The sequence below is a fragment of the Bradyrhizobium macuxiense genome, assembly GCF_007993935.1.
Taxonomy (GTDB): Bacteria; Pseudomonadota; Alphaproteobacteria; order Rhizobiales; family Xanthobacteraceae; genus Bradyrhizobium; species Bradyrhizobium macuxiense_A.
This window is the reverse complement of the sequence record NZ_VITY01000017.1, coordinates 12,579-37,889: the sequence shown is the minus strand read 5'-3', so window position 1 is coordinate 37,889 and position 25,311 is coordinate 12,579. Positions and strand designations below refer to the sequence as shown.

Below are 25,311 nucleotides of genomic sequence, written 5' to 3'. Positions count from 1 at the left end.
TGCTATCCGATGTGCCAGCGCACCGCCCAGCCGGGGAGGTCGCCCGACAACGCGCCGCCCCAGATCGCAGTTCCCTTCGGTTCCGTCACGCCGCCGATATCCCGATCCGACAGATTGGCCGTCAGCCACAGCGTACGGCCGTCGCCCATCTGCCAATGCGCGCTTAAGAGATCGCCCGTGACACGGTCGCCGCCGAAGCGCGCCCCGGTCAGCCGCGGCGTGATCTCGCGCCGCCGCACGGCGAGCAGGTTGCGCACCAGTGCCAACCGTGTACGCGCCGGATCGTCGCCGAGCGCCGCCCAGTCGAGCACGGCCGACCGCACCGTCTCCTCGGCGAGCGGGTCGGGAATGTCGTCGCCATATTTGGCGTAGGCCCAGGCGAACTCGCGCCGCCGTCCGGCGCGGACCGCGTTGGCGAGGTCGCCCTTGAAATCGCAGAAGAACGGGAACGGCGTCGTCGCGCCCCATTCCTCGCCCATGAACAGCATCGGCGTGTTCGGCGCGATCAGCGTCACCGCCAGCGCGGCCTCGATCGCCGCAGGCTTTGCGATGCTCTCGAGCCGGTCGCCGAGCGGCCGGTTGCCGATCTGGTCGTGATTTTGCAGGAAGTTGATGAAGCAGATCGGCGGCAGCGTGCCGCTCGGCTCGCCGCGGGCCTTGCCGCCCCAGAACTCCGAGATTTCGCCCTGGTAGATGTAGCCCGACGACAGCGCGCGCGCGAGGTCCTGCTTCGGCGCCCGGTAGTCACCGTAGTAGCCCTGCTTTTCTCCGGTCAGCAGCACGTGCCAGGCGTGGTGATAATCGTCGTTCCACTGGCCGCGGAATTTGCCATGCGGCGGGTCCTCGGCGGCATCGAGCAGGCTTGCGATGTTGTCGCCGTTCTCGAGCACGAGGTTGATCTGCCGGCCGGTCTCGGTGGCGAGCTGGCCTGCGGCCTTGCTGAAGTCGTGCAGGATGGAGACCTCGCCGGCTTCGACGATGGTGTTGACCGCGTCGAACCGCAACCCGTCGAAGCGATAGTCGCGCAGCCAGGACACCACGCTGCCGATCGCGAACGCACGCACCTCGGGCACGCGGTAGTCGATCGCGCTGCCCCACGGCGTGTGCGCGTCGCTGAAGAAGGCGGGCGCATAGCGGCCGAGATAATTCCCCTCGGGGCCGAAATGGTTGTAGACCACGTCGAGCATCACCATCAGCCCGCGCAGATGCGCCTCGTCGATCAGGGTCTTGAGGTCTTCGGGCCGGCCGTAGGCGCCGTCGGGCGCGTACCACAGCACGCCGTCATAGCCCCAGTTGCGGCGGCCGGCGAAATCCGCCAGCGGCATCAGTTCGAGCGCGGTGATGCCGGTTGCCACCAGATGATCGAGCTTGTCGATCATGGCGCGATAGGTGCCCTCCGGCGTGAAGGTGCCGACATGGGCCTCGAGAATCACGGCCTCATGCCAGGGACGTCCACGCCAGTCCGCCGCGCGCCATTTGAAGGCGGTGTGATCGATCACCTCGCTCGGGCCGAACACGTCATCCGGCTGGAAGGCGGAGGCAGGGTCGGGGACGTCGACGTCGTCATCGATGCGGAATTTGTAACGTGTACCGGCGCGTGCGCCCGGGATTTCGGCGACGTACCAGCCGGCCGCATCGCGCGTGAGTGGATGTGGCTTATCGAGCAGAAGGTCGACGCGCTTCGCCGCCGGCGCCCAGAGCCGGAAGCGCGCGCCATCAGCGGTGAGTTCGGGTCCGAAATGCTGCGCGCTCATGCGGAGCCTGCAAATGCCAGCACCGAACGCGGCGGTGCGGTGGCGTCAGCGCCGGATACGATGAACTCGCCTGTCTGCTCCGCCTTGGTCGTGTTCAAGACCTGCTGCCAGCTATTGTATTCCGCCATCCTCGGCATCCTGAATACGATCTCCTGCGGCGCGGCATTGAGCACGATAAAGATCGGCGCCTGCCCTTGTTCCATCGGCCCCAGCACGTAGGCGAGGAACCGGCTCTCGGGGAATTTCCAGTCGGATTCCTTCATCTCCTCCGCTGCCGGCGTCAGCCAGAGCACGCCATAGCTGCCATCGGTGCGGCGGCCGTCGAGCCAGCTCTGGCAGCGGATCTGCCCGAAGCGCTGGCGCAGCGCGGTGAGATGGCCGATGAAATCAATGGCGTCATCGTCGGTGCCGAGGTTGTCCCAGCCGATCCAGCCGGTCTCATTGTCTTGGCAATAGGCGTTGTTGTTGCCTCCTTGCGTGTTGGCGACCTCGTCGCCGGCGAGGATCAGCGGCGTGCCCTGTGCGAGCAGCAGGCAGGCCAGCGCGTTCTTCCTGAGCTGCCGGCGCAGCGCGATGATCGTGGGATCGTCGGTCGGGCCTTCGTGGCCGCAATTGTTGCTGTGATTGTCGTTGGAGCCGTCGCGATTGTCTTCGCCATTGGCCTCGTTGTGCTTCTCGTTGTAACTGAAGAGGTCGGCGAGCGTGAAGCCGTCATGCACGGTGATGTGATTGACGCTGGCGCGGGTCGCGCGGTTGTCGTGATGAAACAGATCCGAGGAGGCGGTCATGCGGCCGGAGATGTCGCCGATCAGGCTGCCTTCGCCGCTCCAATAGCGCCGCATCGCGCTGCGATAGCGGTCATTCCACTCCGACCATTGCGACGGAAACGCGCCGACCTGGTAACCGCCGAGGCCGAGGTCCCAGGGCTCGGCCACCATCTTGGCGGTCGCCAGCACCGGGTCCTGGCGGATCGCGGTGAGGAAGGGATGGTTGCGATCGAACCCGTTCGGCCCACGCGCCAGGGTGGTGGCGAGATCGAAGCGGAAACCGTCGACATGGCAGACCTCGACCCAGTAGCGCAACGAATCCATCACCATCTGCAGCACGCGCGGATGGGTGAGGTTGACCGAGCTGCCGCAGCCGGTGAAGTCGTCATAGAAGCGCGGGTTCTCGCGGTTCAGCCAATAGTAGGAGGCGTTGTCGATGCCGCGGAAGCACAGCGTCGGGCCCATATGGTTGCCCTCGGCGGTGTGGTTGTAGACGACGTCGAGCAGCACCTCGATGCCGGCATCGTGCAGCCGTGCGACTGTTGTACGAAACGAGTCCAGCGCATTGTCCTGGGCGTAGCGCGCCTCCGGCGCGAAGAACGCGATGGTGTTGTAGCCCCAGTAATTGGAGAGCTTCTTCTCGACCAGCACGCGGTCGTCGATCAAGCCGTGGATCGGCAACAGCTCGATGGTGGTGACGCCGAGCCGCTTGAGGTGGTCGATCATCGCCGGCGACGACAGGCCACCATAGGTGCCGCGCAAATTCGGCGGCACGTCCTCGCGCTTCTGCGTCAGGCCCTTGACGTGGGCCTCGTAGATGATGGTGTCGGCCCAAGGAATATGCGGCCGGATCTCGCGGCGGCCCCAGTTGAAGGTCTCGTCGACCACGACAGCCTTCGGCATGCCGCGGGCATTGTCGCGCCGGTCAAAGGAGAGGTCCTCGCGCGCGCTGCCGGTGCGATAGGCGAAATGGGCGTCGCTCCACACCAGCCGGCCGGCGAGCCGCTTGGCGTAGGGATCGAGCAACAGCTTGTTGGCGTTGAAGCGGTGGCCGCGCTCCGGCGCGTAGGGCCCGTAGACGCGGTAGCCGTAAAGCTGGCCCGGCGAGACGTCGTTGAGATAGCAGTGCCAGACGTCCTCGGTGCGCTCCGGCATCTCGATCCGCTCAAGCTCGCGGCGGCCCTGGCCGTCGAACAGGCACAGCTCCACCTTCTCCGCATTGGCCGAGAACAACGCAAAATTGGTGCCTCTGCCGTCCCAGCTTGCACCGAGCCGTGCGGAGGTTCCCCCGGTCAGTCGCATGAATCAGCTTTCCGGTACGAGGAAGATCGCAGCCAGCGGCGGGATGGTCAGGCTCAGTTCCGGCGTGGCGTCTTCCGAGGCGCGCACTTCGCCGATGTTGCCGACATTGGTGCCGCCGTAATGCGCGGAATCCGAGTTGAACACCTCGTGCCACTTGCCCGCGAACGGCACGCGGACGCGATAGTTGCGATAGACGTTGGGCGAGAAGTTCGTGATCACGAGGCAGCGGGCGCGCGCATCATTGCCCTTGCGGATCCAGGCGAACACGTTGTTGTTGGCATCGTCCGTGACGACCCATTCGAAGCCGGCCTGGTCGCAGTCTAGCTCATGCAGCGCCGGCAGCGCGCGATAGAGACGATTGAGGTCGCGGACCAGGTTCTGGATGCCACTGTGCCGCGGTTGTTGCAGCAGATGCCAGTCGATCGAGTAGTCGTGATTCCACTCGCGCTCCTGGCCGAACTCGCAGCCCATGAACATCAGCTTCTTGCCGGGGTGGCCGAACATGAAGCTGTAATAGGCGCGCAAATTGGCAAAGCGCTGCCAGTCGTCACCGGGCATGCGGCCGAGGATCGAGCGCTTGCCGTGCACGACCTCGTCGTGGGACAGCGGCAGGATGAAGTTCTCCGAGAAGGCGTAGTGCAGGCCGAACAGGATGTCGCCGTGATGGTATTTGCGGTGGATGGGATCCTTGCCGATGTATTTCAGCGTGTCGTGCATCCAGCCCATGTTCCACTTGTAGCCGAAGCCGAGCCCGCCATATTCGACCGGACGCGACACCTGCGGCCATGCGGTGGATTCCTCCGCGGCGGTCGTTGCCTGCGGGAAATGCGCGAACAGCTCGGTGTTGAAGCGGCGCAGGAAGTCGATCGCCTCGATGTTTTCGCGGCCGCCATATTTGTTCGGAATCCAGCCGCCCGCGGGACGGCTGTAGTCGAGATAGAGCATCGAGGCGACGGCATCGACGCGCAGCCCGTCGATGCCGTAGCGATCGAGCCAGAACAGTGCGTTCGACACCAGGAAGTTGGTGACCTCGGTACGCCCGTAATTGTAGATCAGCGTGCCCCAATCGAGGTGCCGGCCCTGCAGCGGATTGGAGTGCTCGTAGAGCGCGGTGCCGTCGAAATTACCGAGGCCATGCGGATCGTCGGGGAAATGTCCGGGGACCCAGTCGAGCAGCACGGCGAGGCCGGCGCCGTGGCAGGCGTCGATCAGCGCCGCGAAATCGTCGGGCGATCCGAACCGGCTGGTCGGGGCGAACATGCCGGTCGGCTGGTAGCCCCAGGAGCCGTCGAACGGATGCTCTGATATGGGCAGGAATTCGACATGGGTAAAACCCATGTCGCTGGCATAGGCCGGCAGCTGCTCCGCCATCTCGCGATAGGTCAGCCACTCATTGCGGCCCTTGCGCCGCCACGAGCCGAGATGGACCTCGTAGATCGACATCGGCGAGCTCAGCGCGTTGACGCGATCGGGCGCCGGGCGCGGGTGCGGGATCCTGCGCTCATCGATCACGATCGAGGCGGTCTTCGGACGCACCTCGGCGGCGAACGCCAGCGGATCGGACTTCAGCGGCAGATGCTGGCCGTTGCGCCCGATGATCTCGAACTTGTAATGATCGCCGACCCGCGCCCGCGGGATGAACAGCTCCCAATAGCCCGGGCCGCGCACCCGCATCGGATGCCGCCGTCCGTCCCAGAAATTGAAGTCGCCGACCACGCTGACCCGCCGCGCGTTCGGCGCCAGCACCACGAAGCCGATGCCGTCGACGCCGTCGAGCGTCATCGGATGCGCACCTAGCGTATCGTACACCCGCTGATGGGTGCCTTCGCCGAGCAGATAGAGATCGAAATCGCTCAGGATCGGCGGAAAGCGGTAGGCGTCCTCCAGTTCGACGACATTGTCGCCGAACCGGGCGCGGAGCTGGTAGCGCGTCGAGCCGTTCGGCAGCGGACCTGCAAACAGACCGGCGTCGTGGATCCGCGCCAGCGGCGCCGTCTCGCCATGCTCGCCGATCGCCTCGACATTGGCGGCATCGGGCAGGAAGGCGCGCACCACGTTGCGATCCCCCTCGGTATGGAGCCCGAGATAGTGGAACGGATCGGAGTGGCGGCCCTCGATGATGGCATAGGCCTCGGCGGGCAGTTTGCTCATGCAACCTCATGCGGCTGTTGCGCCAAAATCCTTAACAGGCCGGTCAGCGGCACCCGCAGCCAATCCGGCCGGTTGGCCAGCTCATACTCGATCTCGTAGAAGGCTTTCTCAAGCAGGAAAAAGCTGAGCAGGCGATCGGCCGCTCGGGCGTCGGTGGGCCACAGGCGTTGTCCGGCGATGGTCTCGCGATAGGCGGCCAGGAGGGCGTCCGTGGCCTGTTCGCGCCATTCGGCCAAAGCAAGGCTCAACCTGCCGCTCTCGTCGGGCGAAACCTTGAGCGCGCGTTCCAGCGCCGCGGTGGCCGCATAGTCGATCGAGCGGATCAGGCCGGCGACATCGCGTGCCGCCGGCGCCTTGCGGCGCCGCTCGGCGATGGTGCGGCCCGGCCCACCGTCGAAATCGATGATGAAGACGTCGTCCTTGACCACCAGCAGCTGGCCGAGATGCAGATCGCCATGATGGCGGATGTTGAACCCGTCGCTCTCGCGCGGCAGCAGCGTCTTCAGCCGCTCCGGCAGCATGTCGTGCTGGGCCTGCAACTGATCGGCCAGCAGCCGGTCGGCCTCCTTCAGGGAGCCGCGCCGTTGCTTCAGCGTGTCGAACACGCGCTCGGCGCGCGCCATGATCTCGTCGTTCCAGCGTTGCAGATCCTCGGGCCTGGTCGGCTCGGGCGCGAAGTCCGGCAGGTCGCGGTTGCTGGCGAGCGCGACGTGCAGCTCGGCGAGACGCTTTCCGCCATGTGACAGGTGACGCAGATAGGTGGCGTGATCGCCGTTCTCCTCCGGATGTTCGCTCGCCGCCAGCAGGCGCTGCCGCTCCACGAGGCGGTCAAGGTGCGATGCACCGACATTCCAGAGGTCACCCTGGTTGACCACCATGGCGTGCAGCACCGCGATCGCGCTGCGATTGTCGCCGTCCACCAGTTCCGAGGTGCCGAGCAACGCGGGCGTGTTGGGGAAATTGACCACTTCGGTGAGGAAGCGGCCCATCTCGATTTCCGGATTGATGCCGACCTCGAGCTTCCGATAGATCTTGGTGACATACTCGTTGTCGACCAGCGCGGTCGAATGCGGCTGATCGTTCTCGAAGACGCGGATGCGCTCGGGCTGCCGCACCGGGCGGTCGGAGAAGCGGCTGGTCGGCCGGAATTCGAGCTTCAGGCCTTGCTCGCCCTCGTTGACCGTGAGGTTTTCCCGCAAGTTTCGCAGGAACAGGCCGGTGAAGATCTGGTCGGTGGCGACATCGAGCAGCGTGCCTTCGCGCGCGCCCTGACGGACGGCGGCGAACGCGCGCGGGTTGTAGCGCTCGCGGTCGAAGCGCACCCACTCGATCTGCATCGGCAGCACGTAGCGGCTGGTGTTGCCGCGCTCGGTGGTTTCGAAGAAAATCAGCCAGGGCCGGTTGTCGCCGATGTCGCAGAACGGGATCGCGGACACCAGCGACGGCTGGATCGCCTTGGCGGAATGCTCCGGGTACCAGCGCGTGCGCGCGAGATGACCGGGCAGCACGTCGTGCTCGAACACGCCGCGCTCACGCGCCAGCGACGTCCAGGTCGAATTGAGCGGCACCACCAGGGTCTCGAATTCCGGCACCGCCCGCGGCTTCACCGGCTCGGACTTGTCGCGCTCCTGCAACTGGAACCAGTAGAAGCCGTAGGGCGCCAGCGTGATCATGTAGGGCAATTCGCCGATCGCGGGGAAGCGCGTGCGCCCGAGCATTTCGAGCGGGATGCGGTCCTTGAAGGCGGAAAGGTCGAGCTCGGTCGCCTGCGCCGAGCGCGACAGGTTGGCGACGCACAGGATGACCTCGCCCTGATACTGCCTGACATAGGCCAGCACCGAGCGGTTCTCGGGGCGGATGAAGGTCATGGTGCCGCGCCCGAACGCCAGCGTCGACTTGCGCACCGCGATCAGGCGCTTGGTCGCGGACAACAGCGACGACAGGCTGCGCGACTGCGCCTCGACATTGACGGCCTCGTAACCGTAGACCGGGTCCATGATCATCGGCGCGTAGAGCCGCGCCGGGTCGGCGCGCGAGAAGCCGCCGTTGCGGTCCGGCGACCATTGCATCGGCGTCCGCACCCCGTTGCGGTCGCCCAGATAGATGTTGTCGCCCATGCCGATCTCGTCGCCGTAGTAAACGATCGGCGTGCCGGGGAACGACAGCAGCAGCGAGTTCATCAGCTCGATCTTGCGCCGGTCATTGTCCATCAGCGGCGCAAGGCGGCGGCGGATGCCGACATTGATGCGGGCGCGCGGGTCGTTGGCGTAGGTCGACCACAGATAGTCGCGCTCGACGTCGGTGACCATTTCCAGCGTCAGCTCGTCGTGATTGCGCAGGAACAGCGCCCATTGGCAGGCCGACGGGATGTCGGGCGTCTGCCGCAGGATGTCGGTGATCGGAAAGCGATCTTCCTGGGCGATCGCCATGTAGATGCGCGGCATCAGCGGGAAGTGATAGGCCATGTGGCATTCGTCGCCATGGCCGAAATATTCCTGCACGTCCTCCGGCCATTGATTGGCCTCGGCCAAAAGGATCTTGCCCTTGGCATAGGCGTCGAGCTCCTGGCGCAGCCGCTTGATGATGGCATGCGTCTCCGGCAGGTTCTCGTTGTTGGTGCCGTCGCGCTCGCATAGATAGGGAATGGCGTCGAGCCGGAAGCCGTCGACGCCGGTGTCGAGCCAGCGCTTCATCACCTGCACGATGGCGCGCACCACGCGCGGATTGTCGAAGTTCAGATCCGGCTGGTGCGAGAAGAAGCGGTGCCAGTAGAATTGGCCGGCTTCCGGATCCCAAGTCCAGTTCGACTTTTCCGTGTCGGTGAAGATGATCCTCGTATCGAGGTATTTCTGGTCGGTATCGCTCCAGACGTACCAGCTGCGCGCGCTCGAATTCGGCGGGCTGCGGCGCGCGCGCTTGAACCAGGCATGCTGGTCCGAGGTGTGGTTGACGACGAGTTCGGTGATGACGCGCAGGCCGCGCTTCTTGGCTTCCTGGATGAAGCGCTTGAAGTCCTTCATCGTCCCGAAATCGGGATTGATGTCGCCGTAGTCGCCGATGTCGTAGCCGTCGTCGCGGCCCGGCGAGGGATAGAACGGCAACAGCCACAGCGCGGTGACGCCGAGCTCCTGCAGATAGCCGAGCTTCTCCGTCAGCCCCGCGAAGTCGCCGATGCCGTCATTGTTGCTGTCGGCAAACGCCTTGACGTGCAGCTGGTAGATGATCGCGTCCTTGTACCACAGCTGGTCGGTGGTCTCGGGCGCGACCTTCGCCTCGGTATTGACGGAGGAGAATACGTTCATGACGGCTCCTTCAGGCGACACAGCGCAACAGCAACGCGGGATCGCGCGCAGGATCGAGACGCAGGCGGATGCCTCCCCATTCGAGCGCGTGGCGCTCGCCGGTGACAAGGTCTTCCAGTTCCGTGACGGGGCGGCGGGCATCGCCGCGGCCGACCATGACGTCGCCGAGCGGAAGCCAGACCTCGCGCGGCTCCGACGACAATGCAATCGCGGCCGCGATCACATTGCCCTGATCGGCCGCCTCCTTGACGAAGCCGATCACGCCGCCGTCATCGACATTGATAAAGCGCAAATCGGCGAATTGTTGCAGGGCCGGATTGCCGCGCCTGATCCGGTTGAGCGTTGCGATATAGGGCTTGATGTTCCCGTGCTCGTCCCAGTCGCGCACCCTGATCTCGTACTTCTCGGAGTTGAGGTATTCCTCGCGGCCGGGCACCGGCGCGTGCTCGCGCAGCTCGAAGCCGCTATAGATGCCATAGCTGCTTGAAAGCGTCGCGGCTAGCGCGAGACGCGACTTGAACATCCAGGATTCGCCGCTTTGCAGGTGGAAGGGCAGGATGTCCGGTGTGTTGACGAAGAAATTCGGCCGAAAGAAGTCACGCTCGGGATACGAGGTCAACTCGCCGAGATACTGTTCGAGCTCGGCGCGCTGCGTGCGCCAGGTGAAGTATGTATAGGATTGCGTGAAGCCGAGCTTGGCGAGACCCTTCATCAGTTTCGGCCGCGCGAAAGCCTCGGACACGAACAGCACCTCGGCATCGCGATCCTGCACCTCGCGGATCAGCCATTCCCAGAATGCCAACGGCTTGGTGTGTGGGTTGTCGACCCGGAAGATCTTGACGCCCTGCTCGACCCAGAACAGCACGACATCGCGCAGCGCGCGCCACAGTGCAGCGGCATCCTCGGATCCGAAATCCGGATTGACGACGTCATCCCAGCGTTGCGGCGGATGTTCGGCTGCGCGCATCGAGCCGTCCGGGCGCCGCTTGAACCACTGTGGATGCTCGGTCAGCCAGGGATGATCGGGCGAGCACTGCACGGCGAAATCGAGCGCGACCTCCATGCCGTGCGCCTGGCATGCCGCCACGAAGGCACGAAAATCGTCGAGCGTGCCGAGCTGTGGATGCACGGCATCGTGGCCGCCCTCGGCCGCGCCGATCGCATACGGGCTCCCGGGATCGCCGGCATGCGCGATGGCGGCGTTATTGCGGCCCTTGCGATGTGTCCGCCCGATCGGGTGGATCGGCGCCAGCAGCACGACGTCAAAGCCCATCGCGGCGATATCGGGAAGCCGCGCGATGCAATCGTTGAAGGTCGCGTGCGCGCCTGGTGTCCGGCCCTGACTGCGCGGAAACATCTGGTACCAGGCGCCGCTGCGCGCCCGCGGACGGTCGGCGGTCAGGGGATAGAGCGGTGACCGCATCAGGTCGCCGCGAAACTGGCTGCCGGCCATCGCCTCGCGCAATTCGGGCGCCAGCAGCGCGCCCGGCTCGCCGCTCTGTAGAAAGATCTCGCACTGCCTGATGATGACGGCAGCCGCGGCAAGCCCTCCGGCCTGCGCCTGGGTCAGCAGGCCGGCGCCTTCGAGCGCGTCCAGCGCGTGATCGCCGCCGTCGCGCTGCTTCTGCTCGAAGCGATGCCGCCAGCTGGCGAAGTCATCGGTCCAGGCTTCGATCGCGAAGCTGTAGCGGCCGGGCCGGTCGGGCACGAAGGCGCCGCCCCAGCGGTCATTGCTGTGCAGCGTCATTGGCGCGGATTGCCACGCGTCGTCGCCTTCGCGCCGCCACACCAATGCCGCTGATATCACATCATGTCCGTCCCGGTAGATGTCGGCCCACACCTCGACCGGTTCGCCCGCGATGCGCTTGACCGGAAAGCGGCCGCCATCAACCGACGGATAGACATCGGTGATATGAAAAGTGCCATGGGCACTCTCGACAGGCCGGAGGGTTTTGTTCACGGTGATGCCGCCATTGAAACTGCAAATGACGTCCTGGCGCCGGGAAGGAGGCGCGCCAGACCCATATAGAAAGCCGCTCGCCGGGCAATGGTTCCCGGTGGGAACGCCGGATAGGGTAGAGCGTTGAACATCAACTATCCCTTTCCCGTATCTGTACAATTTAGCAACGATCCCAATACCGTTGCGAGCAGGCAGCGTGCCGAATGGACCTTTACGCCAAAGCCCAGACCCTGGGAATCCAGACCGAGTATATCGATGGTAGCGGTCACCGCCGTGTGACAACCCCCGAGGCGCTGACGACGATCCTCGCCGCGCTGCCGCCCCACACCCCGCGGCGGATCGTCATCGATCCCGTGGTCGTCAGAGGCGGCCATGGCGGGCAAACGCAGCTCTCGGAAGCAGCCCAGCTTCCGGTGCAATGGAAGCTCACCGATGGCGCCGCGGTGCTTGCGCAGGGCGAGGCGCATGCGCGGAACGTGACGTGGCCGGCCGGCCTGCCCGAAGGCGTGCACCGGTTGCAGCTCAAGGACGCATCCGGCAGCGAGGAACTGCCCCTGTTGGTGGCGCCGGACGGCGCGTTCGGCGGCGCGTTCGACCGCTGCTGGGTGATCGCGGTCCAGCTCTACGGCGTGCGGTCCGCGCGCAACTGGGGCATCGGCGACTTCACCGATCTGGAGGGCTTGCTCGACTTCGCGCATCGGCTCGGCGCCGACGGCGTCGGGCTCAATCCGCTGCATGCACTCTTCGACGATCGGCCCGGCGATTGCAGTCCGTATTCGCCGAACAGCCGGCTGTTCCTCAACGCGCTCTATATCGACGTCGAGAAGATTCCCGAGTTCCGCGTCGATGCGGCGACGCAGGCCGCGCTTGCGCATCTGCGCAGCAACGACATGGTCGACTATGTTGGCGTTGCGGCGCTGAAATGGCCGGCGCTGCGCGCGGCCTTCGCGGCCTTCAAGGCCAATCCCGGCCTCGGCCGCTGGCAGGATTTCGAGGCCTATCGCAAAGAGCAGGGCACGTTGCTGTCGCGCTTCGCCTGCTTCGAGGTGATGCGGCACAAGTTCAACACGCCGTGGTGGGAATGGCCGGATGAATGGCGGCAGCCCGACGATGCGGCCTGCGCGAAATTGCACCGGGCGCGCGACACCGCCGCCGAGGTCGAGTTCGTCGAATTCGTGCAATGGACGGCGGACCGTCAGCTCGGTGCCTGCCAGGCACTCGCGCACAAGCTCGGCATGCGGGTCGGACTTTATCTCGACGTCGCTGTCGGCGTGCAGTCGGACGGTTTCGACGCCTGGAATGAGCAGGTCGCGATCTCGCGCCATCTCGGCGTCGGCGCGCCGCCGGACCCGCTCAACACCGCGGGCCAGGACTGGGGACTTGCCGGCTTCAACGCCGCGGGCCTCGAGCAGCGCTCGTTCGACCCGTTCAGGCAGATGCTGCGCGCCTCGATGCATCACGCCGGTGCGATCCGGCTCGACCACGCCTTCGGGCTGAAGCGGCTTTATCTCGTGCCGCGCGGCTTCGGCCCGGCCAACGGCGCCTATGTGCTGATGCCGTTCGAGGCGCTGCTGGCGGCGACCGCGCAGGAGAGCGCAGCGAGCCGCTGCGTCGTGATCGGCGAGGACCTCGGCACCGTGCCGCCTGGTTTCCGCGAGCAGATGAACGGCTGGGGCATCTGGTCCTATCTCGTGATGATGTTCGAGACCGACGACCAGGGCGCGTTCCGCAACGCCGACTATTATCTGCCGAATGCGCTGGTCACCTTCAACACCCACGACCTCTCGACCTATGCAGGCTGGCGCTCGTTCAGCGACCTCAAGACCAAGCGCGCGCTCGGGATCGATCCCGGCGAGACGGACCAGGGGCGCTGGGATGCGCTCGGCCATCTCGACGACGTGCTGCGCCGGCACGACATCCACCAAAACGATTTCTATTCGGTGGTGAGCTTCATGGCGCGGACGCGATCGCGGATGATGGCGGTGTCGATGGAGGACCTGCTCGGCATCGTCGAGCAGCCGAACATCCCCGGCACCGTCTACGAGCATCCGAACTGGAAGCGGCGGCTGCCGGTCTCGATCGAGCATCTCGCCTCGGCGATCGACATCGACGCGCTCAGGCGCGCAACCCGCGAGCGGTCGCATGCCTGACAACGCGGAGCACGGCGAGTGGCTTCTCGGATCGAAGACTACGGACTGATCGGCGATTGCGAGACCGCGGCGCTGGTCGGCCGCGACGGCTCGATCGACTGGCTGTGCTGGCCGGCGTTCGATTCCGATGCCTGCTTCGCCGCGCTGCTCGGCACCTCAAAGAACGGCCGCTGGCTGCTGTCGCCCGAAGGCGAGATCAAGCGGACCACGCGCCGCTATCGGGACGATACGCTGATCCTGGAGACCCGGTTCGAGACCGCAGATGGCGTGGTTGATCTGATCGACTTCATGCCGCCGCGCGGCAAGGCTTCCGACGTGGTCCGTCTCGTTCGCGGCGTCAGCGGCCGCGTCAAGATGCACATGGAGCTGGTGATCCGCTTCGGCCTGGGCGTCGATGTGCCGTGGGTGAAGAAGAACCCGGACGGCGAGGGGTTGCTGGCGATCAGCGGGCAGGACATGACCGTGCTGCGCACGCCGGTCGAGACCCGCGGCCAGGATCTGACCACGCTCGCCGATTTCGAGGTCGGCGAGGGCGACACCGTGCCGTTCGTGCTGACCTACGGAGCATCGTTTCAGCCAGTGCCGGAGCCGATCGATCCCGAGGCGGCGATGAGGGATACCGAGGACTACTGGACGGACTGGTGCCGCCGTTCGACCTATGACGGCAGCGTCCAGCGCGACCTCGTGATGCGCTCGCTGATCACGCTGAAGGCGCTGACCTTCAGGCCGACCGGCGGCATCGTCGCGGCAGCGACCACGTCATTGCCGGAAAAGCTCGGCGGCGCGCGCAACTGGGACTACCGGTTCTGCTGGCTGCGCGATGCCACCTTCACACTGCTGGCGCTGATGAATTCGGGCTACACCGAGGAGGCGGCGGCCTGGCACAATTGGCTGCTGCGGGCCGCGGCCGGCGCGCCGGCCAACATGCAGATCATGTACGGCATCCTGGGCCAGCGGCGTCTGCTGGAATGGGAGGCCGGATGGCTGTCCGGCTATGAGGGGGCGCAGCCGGTCCGCGTCGGCAACGCCGCGCATGCACAGCTGCAACTCGACGTCTATGGCGAATTGATCGACGCCTTCCACCAGTCGCGCATGGCGAGGCTGAAGCTCGACGAGGAGAACTGGTCGCTGGAATGCACCGTCGTCAATCATCTCGCCGAGGTCTGGGACCAGCCGGATCACGGCATCTGGGAGCGCCGCGGTGTGCCCCGGCACTATGTGTTCTCCAAGGTGATGTGCTGGGTCGCCTTCGACCGCGCCATCAAGAGCGCGGAGCGGTTCGGCTTCAAGGCGCCGCTGGTCAAGTGGCGGGTGCTGCGCGAGGCCATCCATGGCGACGTCTGTCAGCGGGGCTTCGATCCCAGCCTCAACAGCTTCGTCGAGAGTTATGGCTCGAAGCTGCTCGATGCCAGTCTGCTGCTACTGCCTTCGGTCGGCTTCCTGCCGCCGGACGATCCGCGCATCCGCGGCACCATCGCGGCGGTCGATCGGCACATGATGCGCGACGGCTTCGTGCTGCGCCATGATCCGCGCGAGGCGGCAGGTGAAGTCCAGCCGATCGAGGGCGCGTTCCTGGCCTGCAGCCTGTGGCTCGCCGACGCCCATGTGCTGGCGGGAGATCTCGACAAGGCGCAGACCATGTTCGACCGCGTGGTCGCGGTCGCCAACGATCTCGGGCTGCTGGCGGAGGAGTTCGACCCCGGCTCCGGCCGGCAGACCGGCAACTTTCCGCAGGCGCTGACCCATATCGCGCTGATCAACACCGCGCACAATCTCAGTGCCGCCAGGGCCGACACCGAGAAGCCCGCGGTGCAGCGGTCGAGCTGAAGCGGGCGGTCAAAATATCGAAAACAACCCCATGCAAAGGAGCCGGCGGGTGCCGGCGTCCGACCCGCAACTTGACACGTCGGGCAACTCAGGGATACATTTCCAATATTCCGAAATCGTGCATGTGCCCTTCGCCCGTCGTGCTATCGCATCGCGATGGGACATTTGTGCGTGGCTCACGACATGTTAAGCCCTCAAGGCTGGTGACCTAACCTCACGATCATCTGCGGATGACGTTCGCTCAGGGCCTTCAACGCAAGCAGACTCTTCCGCTCCTCGTCCCGGTCGTATGTAAAGCTGCCAGGTTCGACGCCGTGCTCCCAGCCCCAGCGGGTATGACAAGCGTCGCCGGTGAGCAGCACCGGACCGGACGGAGTGCGGGCAAGATACGAGACATGGCCGGCAGTATGTCCGGGGGTCAGGATTGCAAACAACGAGCCGTCCCCGAAGACGTCGATCACGCCGTCGAACTTCCCGTCCGGATCCCTGGTGAACTGAAACTCTTGAATGGCGGGTCTGCCTTCAAAGAAGGCATCTTCCATCCCTTCGACGAAGACGTTCTCGATCTTCTTTTCCGCAGCTTCTCCGGGACCGGTATAGAACGGCACGTCTTTTGGGATGTCTGACATCCCGGAGATGTGATCGAGATGAAGATGGGTCATGAGCACCCCTTTGAGGGGAGCCGCTTCCGACTTGATGGCCGATAAGGTGTCTTCCCGGACTTGCATCTTGTCGAGCTTGGCGAAGTTGCGCACCACCCATCCAACTCCCAAGCTCTTGGGGTCCTCGACAAACCGCTTCGAAACGCCGGTATCGACCATGTAGAACCCCTGCGTCGGATGCCGCACCAGATGTGTGTAGATCTGGATCGGCTCCTCGTGATCCTTGAGCCCCGCCTCAATGGCCTGGGGGTCCTTCAGATTGATCAGCCCGGACAGATCGGCGACCCACTCTGCGCTGGCGACCGTCCTGACCTCGATCGGTCCCGGCTTGTCGATCAACGCCTCCATGACCGACGAGCCGATCGGCTTGCCGAGGCTGGCAGACGTCGATGGATGGGACGTCTGTGCGCACGCCGAAAGCGCGATGACGGCAAGCGAACCAATGAAACACTGTCCTAATTTACGGAGCATGATCTTCCTCATTTCTGCTGCCGCTTTTTGCCGTGGACAGTGCGAATAGCAATCGCCTAAATTCCGATATGGTCATACATAAATGAATGGCCGGCCACGAGCCAGGGAGAGCGAATTTGGACCTTCAATGGGACGACTTGCGGATATTCCTCGCCGTGGCCGACGCCGGGAGTCTGAGCGCCGCGGCGCGTCGCCTCAAGGCGAGCCAACCCACTTTGAGCCGGCGGATTGCAGAGATGGAGTACTCGCTCGGCGAGCCGCTTTTCGTCCGCAGGAATCAGGGCATCACCTTGACGAAAACCGGAGCAAGGCTGCTCCCGGCAGCCCAAGGCATGGCGCAATGGGCGACTGAAGCTACGCGCGCACTCGATGCGAAGAACTCGCCCGTGAGCGGCCGCGTGCGCATCACGGCGGCACCGTCATTCGCTTTTGATTTGCTGGCTCCAATGGCGGAGAAGCTCAGGAGAGAACATCCACAGATCACGCTCGAAGTTCTTGCCAGCACTGAGCGGCTGAACCTCTCGCGCGGCGAAGCAGATATCGCGCTCAGGAGATATCCTTCGGATGATCCCGATCTCATCACGGTCGATGAAGTTATCGTTCCGATCGGCGCCTACGCGAGCAGGGACTATGTTCGGAGACTGCCTGCGAAATACGATCTGCGTGACCTTGATTGGATCTCATGGGCCGGAGCGCTCGAGATGGTGAGCCCCAATCCGGAGTTCGCCGACAGGATTCCGAATTTTCGTCCCGCCTTTGCGTCTGACGATTACAGCGTGCAGGTCGCGGCCTGCCAAGCCGGTGTCGGCGCGATGATCCTTCTGAAGACCTCTCATCGGCTCAAACGACCGGGCGAACTCGTCGAGCTGGACCTTGTGCTTCCAACCTCGCTACGCGCGGAACTCGCAATCATCTGCCACAAGCGCATGGCGGACCTGCCCAAGGTCAGAACCGTCCTGGACCTGCTTCGGCAAGAGTTCGCCGATCTGAGAAAGCGCCAAGGCGCGCAGAAGCTCCGAATGGCGACATCAATAATTCCAAGGAAGGCCAGGAAATAAGGCTCACCCTAAACGTTGGGGCGAGAGATCCAGGGTGTGGAATCATTAACGCGCAGTCAGCCACATCCGAATGGATGCAAGCTGGACGAAGGCAAGATAGTTCGCTGCAAGTTTGTCGTATCGCGTCGCGCCCGACGACATTGCTTGATCCTATTGAACCGTTCGGCCCGATCGCGAGCGCGGTAGAGATATGGGCTGTAAATGACCCTTAGCAGACTTCGTGCGCATCGCGTCCAGTTACGGAACCAATATCGCAATTGATAAAATTCGATCTGCTCGGAAAGTCTTTCTTTGGAACGAGCCGATAAGACCTTCGGGCACGAAGGATTATGTCGATGTACTTCCTCGCCGCCTGTCTGATCGTGGTCGTCTTGAGCTTCGAGGTATCGTTTCGTCGATCCTGGAATCTATCACGGAATTCTCGGGGCGCTGCCCCGGCCCAGCGGCTCGTGGCGCGGCGGCGGGCGCTTTGGCCCGCACTCTGCGCTCTGATTTGTACGCTGCTGGTGCTGATCGGATTTGATCATGTTCAAGACAAGCTTGGACTCTCCGTAACGACCAATCTCATGATGCTTGGTGCGTCATTCTTCAGTGGCTGGTTTCTTGGCGTCATTGCCGGGATGGATCGGGGTTGAGGCAGCGATCAACGCAAAGCGAAAAAAGTGCAAGAAACATCTCGCTCCAGGTCGACGGGCAACTCGCGATTGGGGAGCGCGACGCCAGTGACCCATTACGGACCAGACGAGATCGTTGTTGGAAATTAACTATGCTCGCTACGAGAGCATCAAACACCGGACCTGTCGTGCGACAATAAGGAATGAAACGACTGGTCGTGTTCTTCCTGATTGGACCGCTTGTCCTTGGTAGCGCGCTCGATGCGCTAATTGGGCCATCCAGTGGATTTGGCTGGATGGTCGACGGCGGCGCCAAGGCGGATGTGTTCAAGCCGATCAGAGAACGACTGACCGTATCGACCGACATGACTCCGATCGATATCGAAGTCGTCGGATCTACGAGCCTAGTCCCCCAGTTCCACGAGCTTATTCCCGAACTCGTTGTTCGGTTTCGGCTGGAGCGTGCCTACGTTGGTCTCTACGCCGAGCGTGAACCTGGATTTGAGATATTCAACATTGGCGTTGATCTGGAGACGGCATCGCCAATCTCATTATTCGAGGCGGTGATTCTGGGGCCACGGTTTGGGAGAGACATTCCCGGTATTCCAAAGCTTTTGCCGGAAGAGTTACGTCGTCGCAATATGCGTCTCAGCATCCATAGTAATTACCGCGTCGAGCATATGCGGAAGTTCAGCGACATACTTGCTGGCTGTCGGGGCCAGACTGCCGAGAATGGCCTGTGGGTCTACGAGCGGAAAACGGACTGTCCGGGGCTCAGCGCGCAGCGATTTGGCAGGGTCGGGCAATTGGAAGACACGTTGTTGACCGACATTCAATGCGACGAAGTCCTACCTGCTTCGTGGGCGCGATGTGAAACAAGTTTTCCATTTGAAGGCTTTAGGGTCGGCCTGAATTTCGATCGCGATCTGCTTCCGCGTTGGCGAGAAGTCGTCGATTTTTCGGCGGGGTTTCTAAAATCAAAGCAGTATCGACCGATTGAATCGCGTTGAGCGAGCAAGGCAGCTATTGGCCTATCGCGTCATTGGCTGCGGTTGCACAAGAGTGGTCGTTATCGGAGCGAAGCGGACATGGCCGACGTTGACGTTTATGTGTCCACGGCCTGGTTCGTCAGTGCAGGTCGACCGGCGGGTACGGCGTTCCCGGCGGGACGCCGAGATAGAGATATTCCAGGCCGTATTTGGCCGCGAATGCAGAGGCCGTATCGTCGAGCAGGATTTGCCCCGATCCGTTCAGATGCAGTTCCGGCCGGGTGAAGCCGTTCAGCGTGAACGCCGGGAGCGTATTCTCGTTGACGAACAGATTGTCGAATGCGTGCGACACCTTGCCAGGGTCGGCAAGGTTTCCGGCGAGGTCGGTCACAACAGCACCGTTGGCGTTGAAGCCGGTGATCGCCAGCGGTGACGTCGGCGGATTGCCGGCCGCCACGACATGGTCGAACACCAGCTTGCTCGCGTCGCCGAGCAGGGCGGTTGCCGCGGCATCGAAGGTCGCGGTGCCGCCATCGTTCAGCGACAGGGCCGGCGATCCGCCCGCGAGGTGAACCGCCTCGTCGAAATCGAGGGTGAACTGGATCAGCGATCCGGCCGTCTGGGTGCCGCTTGTGGGCAGGGCGGTGATGTCGGTCAGATGGGGCGCGATCGTATCGATCTGGAGGACGCCGGCTGGGTTGCCGACGGCGCCGGCAAGGTCGGCGTCATTGCCGGCCTGGTCCTTGATCGTGCCGCCACCGGTTCCGACGACGGCAAGGTCGGGGGTGTTGTCATGCGCTCCGACAACATAGCGATAGACGAGCGTGTCTGTGCCGTTGCCGCCGGCATAGACAGCGGCTCCGCCATCGTTGAGAAGCAAAATCGGGTTGCCTGCGACGGTCACGTTCTCATCGAACTTCAGCGCAAAATCGACCTCCTTGTTGGCACTCAGATCGCCTGACCCGGCGGTGATCCCGGTGCCCGAGGTGGTGACGGCGGTGACAAGCGGAACCTTGAAGATGAAATCGTCGGCGGCGAGATTGGCCTTGGTGACATGCTCGAGTGTCAGCCTGCTGCCGCCCCCGAAGTCGATGACGGTGTCGGTGCCGGATTGGGTTGCAAGTGCGAGGATGTCAGCGAGGCCGTGGACGCCGGCCCCTGCAAAGGCACGGACGTCGATCTTGTCGGGAGTGCTTGCTCCGGCAACGAAGTCGGTGATGGTCTCGGCCCCGGCCCCGGGCTTGTAGATGTAGGTGTTGTCACCCCCATCGCCGTCAATCAGCAGCTTGATCTGGTTGGGCCCGAGTGCCGATCCGTCGATGATATCGTTGCCGGCCCCTGCGTGAATCTCGAGCGTGTCGTTCGCGGCTTCCTGACCTGTGATCGTGACGTCGGCATGCAGGCCATCGACAACTATGTTTCCGCCGCTTTCCGTGACGGTGATGTGATCGGCGCCGGCCGAGCCGGCGACGATCACCGTATCCGCGGCGCCGTCGCCACTGCCTCCGCTGGCCTGCAGGTCGACGGTCACGTGCCTGACGTCCGTGCCACTGAGGTCGTTGACGGTGACCCGGTCGGCGCCTCCCAGCGCCTTGACGTTGATATTCTCGATGCTGTTGAGGTCCATCGTGACGTTGGCGACGTCACGGGTGAGCCGTACCCGGGATCCATTGGCCGAGATGTCGATCTTTTCGGCGATATCGGCGCCGTTGAACTGCAGGGTATCGTTGCCGGCCCCGCCCTCGACCGTGTCGCTGCCGTCGCCGGGATTCCAGATGTAGGTATCGTCGCCGTCGCCGAGCAGCGCGGTATCGTTGCCGCGTCCGCCGGTGACGATGTCGTTGCCGGCGCCGCCGATCAGCAGATCGTTACCGTCGCCGCCGGTGATGGTGTCGTCGCCGTCGCCGCCATCGAGCGTGAGCGAGATCAACGCGCTCAGCCCGTTGCCGGCGGTGATGATGTCGTCTCCGCCGCCGGCGTGGACAACCAGGTGTTCCGTCGTGCTGATGTCGACGGAGATTGGGTCGGGGCTGGTCCTGAGAACGCTGACATGGCTGCCGTTGGCTGCGATGACGAAGGTCTCGCTTGTGTCCTCGCCCTCGATCACGGCGGTATCGCTGCCCGCTCCGCCGTTCAATGTGACCGGCGGCAGCGCGCCCTGGCTCGCATCGAGCGTGACGGTGTCGTTGCCATCCTGGCCGAAAATGTCGACGGCAGTCGTGTTGGCCGTCGTCGCAGGCCCGCCCATGATCGGAACCGCGCCTCCGTTGACCGCGATGACCCCACCCGCGTCGCGGCTGGTGGTGATGGTGTCGTCGGCGGCATCGCCGAGGACGGTGAGGACTCCAGCGGCGAGGTTGGCGGTGACGGTCATGAATTGCACTCCAGTCAATATTGGCGTGTCCCAGGCCGGACTCGCCGAATTGATGTGATCGGTTGCCTCCTGAAAAATTCCTGGATGCGGGCGGTCGCGCGCGAACGTGAAGGAAGGGCGTACGAAATTGACTGCCGATGGATCGGTCGAGTGGAGCGGGGCTGACCGGGCGGCAGACATCGCCGCGACAAATGGCCGCGTGATCAGTGTGATGCGATCACATGATCAATGTGACTCGGATCGGATGTGACGGGCAGGAATGGCGATCACGCCGCCGCCCGCGTTCGATCGCGCGGAGCGGGTGATCGTCCGAACCCTTCAGCGAAGCTGCAGCACCGTGTCCATCGCGCGCGCGAAGCCGTCGTGCTCGTTGGTTTCGGTGACATGCGTGGCGCGCGCCTTCACGTCATCGCTGGCATTGCCCATCGCGAACGAGACGCCGCTTCTTGCGAACATCGGCAGATCATTCTGCATGTCGCCGATCGTGGCGACATTCTCCAGCGACACGCCGAGGCGCTTGGCGATGCCCGCGACGAAGGTGCCCTTGTCGTGGCCGGGCGGGGTGACGTCGAGATAGTAGGTCTGCGAACGCACCGCGGTCGCATCATTGCCGACCATCTGCTGCATGTCAGCCTCGCAGCGCTGCAGCAGGGCCGCATCCGAACTCGCGCCGACGATCTTGCAGGCCTGGCCGAGATATGGCGTGAAATCGCTCACGATGGTCGGATCATGCTTGATCGCGAGCTTTTCGTGCGCGTTGTACTCGCCGTCAGGATTTCGGGTCAGCCAGCGGTCGTTGGTGAACAGCCAAATGTCGATGCCGCGCTCGCGAAGCAGGTCGATGCTGCGCTTTGCGATCGCCGCGGGGATCAAATGCTGTTCGAGCGGCTTCAATTGCGGGTCGACGATCGAAGAGCCGTTGAAGGCGCCGATCGGCAGCGTGATGTCGAGCGGCGCGATCAGAAAGCCCATCCCGATCGTCGGCCGGCTGGAGACGATGGTGAAGCCGATGCCGGCCTCATGCAGCCTGCGCACCGCAGCCCCGGCGCCGTCGGTCAGGGTCTTGTCCTTGGTGAGCAGCGTGCCGTCGACGTCGGACACGACAAGGGCGATACGGTTCATGGACGGTCCAGCTTCAATTGAGTGACGATGTCTTCGATGATGGTGTCGACGGAGCGGTCGATCGCGACCGTGATCGGGCGTTCGTCCGGCGTCGGCGGCTCCAGCGTCTTGAACTGGCTGGCGAGCAGTCCCGGCGGCATGAAATGGTCCTTCCGCGCGGCCAGCCGTGTCGCGATCAGCTCCTGTGTGCCGTCGAGGAAGATGATGCGGATATCGTCGCGGCCGTGCACCAGGATGTCGCGATAGGTGCGCTTCAGCGCGGAGCAGGCGATGACGGCGCGCTCGCGGGTGCCGCAGGTGCGGTCGATCTCGGCGGCGATCGCGCGCAGCCAGGGCCAGCGGTCCTCGTCGGTGAGCGGCTGGCCGGAATGCATCTTGGCGACATTGCTCGGCGGATGAAAGCTGTCGCCGTCCTCGAAGCGCCAGCCGATCCGGATCGCGAGGCGGTCGGCGATGGTGCTCTTGCCCGAGCCGGAGACGCCCATCACGACCAGTGCGCAGGGATTTTGCCCGTCACCCAAGAAAGTCACCCAAGAAAATCATCCAAGAATATCACCCACGAAAATCCTCCGGCAGCGCCGCCTGATCGATCAGCCAGACGGTTTCGCCCAGCGATCGCGCGCGGTTTGCCGGCAGGTTCTCGCCTGCGAACAGGCGCGTCAAGATCGCGCGCTTGTTTTCACCTGACACCTCGAACAGCATCTCGCGGCAGGAGGCGAGGGCGGGCAGGGTCAAGGAGACACGCGGCACGAACGGCTCGACATTGGCCTTGGGCACCCCGACCACCCAGCGCTGGGTTTCCTCGACCGCCGGATAGCCCGGAAACAGCGAGGCGGTGTGGCCGTCGGGGCCGATGCCCATCAGCACCAGGTCGAACAGCGGCCGCTTCGGATCGAGCTGTTCGGCGCCGTAGAACGCCATCAGCTCGTTCTCATACAGCGCCGCGCTGACGTCGGGATCCCTGAGATCGGCGGTGTCGGTTGCGATCGGGTGGACATTGGCGGCCGGGGCGCAGCGGTCGAGGAAGGCCTCGCGCGCCATGCTCATATTGTGCAGCTTGTCCTTGCGCGGCACCAGGCGCTCGTCGCCGATGAACCAGTCGATGCGGTCCCACGGAATCCGCGCGCGATAGTCCGGCGTCGCCAGCAGCTGGTAGAGCGCCTTCGGGCTGGAGCCGCCGGTCAGGCAGATCGCGATCCGGCCGGGGTTTTCGTCGACCCTTGCGATCACCCGCTCGGCGGCCGTCTTCGCCAGCGCCGCCGGATCGGCGACTGTGATGATCTTGCGCTCGCCGTTCGTGGTCATGGTCAGCCCAGCTTTCGCCAGCTGCGGCCGTCGCGCGTCAGCAGCGCGTTGGCCGCCTCCGGGCCTTCGCTGCCGGCCTTGTAGGGTTGCAGGCCGCGGCCGCCGGCGCTCTTCCAGGCATCGATGAACGGCTGCACCGCCTGCCATCCGGCCTCGACGCTGTCGGCGCGCTGGAACAAGAGATTGTCGCCGATCATGCAGTCGTAGATCAGCGTCTCGTAGCCGGTCGACGGCTCGGCCTTGAAGTAGTCCTTGTAGCGGAACTTCATCTCGACGCCATCGATGTTGATCGCCGGGCCCGGCACCTTGGTGTTGAACTGCAGCTCGATGCCTTCGGTCGGTTCGGTGGAGATGACCAGGTAATTCTGCGACAGGCGGTCGACCGCGGTGTCGCGGAACATGGCGAACGGCGCCTGCTTGAACTTGATCGCGATCTCGGTGCGCTTGCTGGTCAGCGCCTTGCCGGTGCGCAAATAGAACGGGACGCCGGCCCAGCGCCAATTGTCGATGGTCAGCTTCAGCGCGGCATAGGTCTCGGTCGAACTGTCGGGCCTGACGTCGGGTGTCTTCAGATAGTCTACGATGTCGTTGTCGCCGATCCGGCCGCCGCGATACTGGCCGCGTACCGAGTTGTATAGCGCCTCCTGCTCGGTCTGGGTCTGGATCGCGCTCAGCACCTCGGCCTTCTCCGAGCGCACCGCATGGGCATCGAAGCGCGCTGGCGGCTCCATCGTCACCAGCGACAGCAGCTGGAACAGATGGTTCGGCACCATGTCGCGCAGCGCGCCGGTCGAGTCGTAGAAGCTGCCGCGATGGCCGACGCCGAGCTTCTCGTCCACCGTGATCTGCACGTGGTCGATATGGTTGCGATTCCAGATCGGCTCGAACATGCCGTTGGCGAAGCGCAGCACCAGGATGTTCTGGACGGTTTCCTTGCCGAGGTAATGATCAATCCGGTAGATCTGGTGCTCGTCCATCAGCTTCAGCAGCGCTGAATTCAGCGCCCTGGCCGAAGGCAGATCGGTGCCGAACGGCTTTTCGACGATCAGCCGCCGCCAGGCGCCGTTCTCCTCCAGCATGCCGGTGCGTCCGAGCTGCTCGCTGATCGGCAGGAAGGCCTTTGGCGGGGTCGCGAGATAGAAGAGCCGGTTGCCGCCGGTGCCGCGCGCGGTCTCGAGCTTGTCGAGCCGTTCGTTCATGGCATCGAACGAGGGGGGATCGCCCGGATCGGCCTCGATCGAGGTGACGCATTCGAACAGCCGTGTGACGACTGCTTCATCCACGGGGCGGGTCGCGAATTTGCGCAGCCCCTGCAGCAGGCTGTCCTTCATCTGGTCGCTCGACATGCCCTTGCGGGCGATGCCGACGACGCAGAATTTGTCCGGCAGCAGGTTGCCGGCGGCGAGATTGTAGAGCGCCGGGATGACCAGCCGGTGCGTCAGATCACCGGTGGCGCCGAAGATGATGAAGGAGCAAGGATCGGGTTTCTTCTGCACGTGACCT

16 protein-coding genes and 1 pseudogene are annotated in these 25,311 nt (G+C 64.1%); 5 read left to right on the top strand and 12 right to left on the bottom strand.

Going from position 1 to position 25,311, the window contains the following annotated elements; all coding sequences use genetic code 11:
• Positions 1-2: 2 nt before the first annotated feature.
• From treZ to FBZ93_RS34070, 5 genes are read right to left on the bottom strand one after another with little or no spacing between them, the layout of a single operon-like run.
• Positions 3-1,754, bottom strand: a complete 1,752-nt coding sequence (treZ, locus tag FBZ93_RS34090) for a malto-oligosyltrehalose trehalohydrolase (protein WP_146991805.1) — start codon at positions 1,752-1,754, stop codon at positions 3-5.
• Positions 1,751-3,823, bottom strand: a complete 2,073-nt coding sequence (glgX, locus tag FBZ93_RS34085) for a glycogen debranching protein GlgX (RefSeq protein ID WP_146991804.1) — start codon at positions 3,821-3,823, stop codon at positions 1,751-1,753. Before glgX ends, treZ begins: the two co-directional genes overlap by 4 nt.
• A 3-nt stretch (positions 3,824-3,826) precedes the next feature.
• Positions 3,827-5,974 carry a 1,4-alpha-glucan branching protein GlgB gene (glgB, locus tag FBZ93_RS34080; protein ID WP_146991803.1) on the bottom strand — a complete coding sequence of 716 codons (2,148 nt, stop codon included), beginning with the start codon at positions 5,972-5,974 and terminating at the stop codon, positions 3,827-3,829.
• Complete coding sequence (treS, locus tag FBZ93_RS34075) at positions 5,971-9,276, bottom strand: maltose alpha-D-glucosyltransferase (protein ID WP_146991802.1); 3,306 nt, start codon at positions 9,274-9,276, stop codon at positions 5,971-5,973. The genes glgB and treS overlap by 4 nt, the downstream gene beginning before the upstream one ends.
• Positions 9,277-9,286: 10 nt before the next feature.
• Complete coding sequence (locus FBZ93_RS34070) at positions 9,287-11,236, bottom strand: alpha-1,4-glucan--maltose-1-phosphate maltosyltransferase (protein ID WP_146991801.1); 1,950 nt, start codon at positions 11,234-11,236, stop codon at positions 9,287-9,289.
• A 203-nt stretch (positions 11,237-11,439) separates the two neighbouring features.
• Between FBZ93_RS34070 and malQ the strand changes: the two genes are divergently transcribed.
• Together malQ and FBZ93_RS34060 are read left to right on the top strand one after the other, a co-directional pair.
• Positions 11,440-13,386, top strand: coding sequence for a 4-alpha-glucanotransferase (gene malQ, locus FBZ93_RS34065; RefSeq protein ID WP_146991800.1), 1,947 nt, complete (start codon positions 11,440-11,442; stop codon positions 13,384-13,386).
• An 18-nt stretch (positions 13,387-13,404) separates the two neighbouring features.
• A complete protein-coding gene (locus tag FBZ93_RS34060) occupies positions 13,405-15,213 on the top strand; it encodes a glycoside hydrolase family 15 protein (protein ID WP_146991799.1) in 1,809 nt (602 codons plus the stop codon).
• Positions 15,214-15,407: 194 nt separating this feature from the next.
• On the opposite strand, the gene FBZ93_RS34055 is transcribed toward FBZ93_RS34060, so the two are convergent.
• A complete protein-coding gene (locus FBZ93_RS34055) occupies positions 15,408-16,358 on the bottom strand; it encodes an MBL fold metallo-hydrolase (RefSeq protein ID WP_246667768.1) in 951 nt (316 codons plus the stop codon).
• 104 nt (positions 16,359-16,462) lie between these two features.
• Between FBZ93_RS34055 and FBZ93_RS34050 the strand changes: the two genes are divergently transcribed.
• Positions 16,463-17,404, top strand: coding sequence for a LysR family transcriptional regulator (locus FBZ93_RS34050; protein ID WP_167529338.1), 942 nt, complete (start codon positions 16,463-16,465; stop codon positions 17,402-17,404).
• Between the two features lie 45 nt (positions 17,405-17,449).
• Here FBZ93_RS34050 and FBZ93_RS41140 read toward each other — a convergent pair.
• Positions 17,450-17,604 (bottom strand): annotated as a pseudogene (locus tag FBZ93_RS41140) (IS5/IS1182 family transposase); the annotation flags it as partial.
• Between the two features lie 135 nt (positions 17,605-17,739).
• Between FBZ93_RS41140 and FBZ93_RS34040 the strand changes: the two are divergent.
• Together FBZ93_RS34040 and FBZ93_RS34035 are read left to right on the top strand one after the other, a co-directional pair.
• Positions 17,740-18,039 (top strand): hypothetical protein, encoded by a 300-nt coding sequence (locus tag FBZ93_RS34040; protein WP_146991797.1) that lies wholly within the window; start codon positions 17,740-17,742, stop codon positions 18,037-18,039.
• A 182-nt stretch (positions 18,040-18,221) separates the two neighbouring features.
• Complete coding sequence (locus tag FBZ93_RS34035) at positions 18,222-19,028, top strand: hypothetical protein (RefSeq protein ID WP_146991796.1); 807 nt, start codon at positions 18,222-18,224, stop codon at positions 19,026-19,028.
• A gap of 118 nt (positions 19,029-19,146) precedes the next feature.
• On the opposite strand, the gene FBZ93_RS34030 is transcribed toward FBZ93_RS34035, so the two are convergent.
• From FBZ93_RS34030 to zwf, 5 genes are all read right to left on the bottom strand, one after another.
• A complete protein-coding gene (locus tag FBZ93_RS34030) occupies positions 19,147-21,381 on the bottom strand; it encodes a calcium-binding protein (protein WP_146991795.1) in 2,235 nt (744 codons plus the stop codon).
• A gap of 318 nt (positions 21,382-21,699) precedes the next feature.
• Complete coding sequence (locus FBZ93_RS34025) at positions 21,700-22,503, bottom strand: Cof-type HAD-IIB family hydrolase (RefSeq protein WP_146991794.1); 804 nt, start codon at positions 22,501-22,503, stop codon at positions 21,700-21,702.
• Positions 22,500-22,988, bottom strand: coding sequence for a gluconokinase (locus FBZ93_RS34020; RefSeq protein WP_146991931.1), 489 nt, complete (start codon positions 22,986-22,988; stop codon positions 22,500-22,502). The genes FBZ93_RS34025 and FBZ93_RS34020 overlap by 4 nt, the downstream gene beginning before the upstream one ends.
• A gap of 67 nt (positions 22,989-23,055) precedes the next feature.
• A complete protein-coding gene (gene pgl / locus FBZ93_RS34015) occupies positions 23,056-23,808 on the bottom strand; it encodes a 6-phosphogluconolactonase (RefSeq protein WP_146991793.1) in 753 nt (250 codons plus the stop codon).
• Between the two features lie 2 nt (positions 23,809-23,810).
• On the bottom strand, positions 23,811-25,304 hold the full coding sequence (gene zwf, locus FBZ93_RS34010) for a glucose-6-phosphate dehydrogenase (protein WP_146991792.1): 1,494 nt from the start codon (positions 25,302-25,304) through the stop codon (positions 23,811-23,813).
• Between the last annotated feature and the right edge of the window lie 7 nt (positions 25,305-25,311).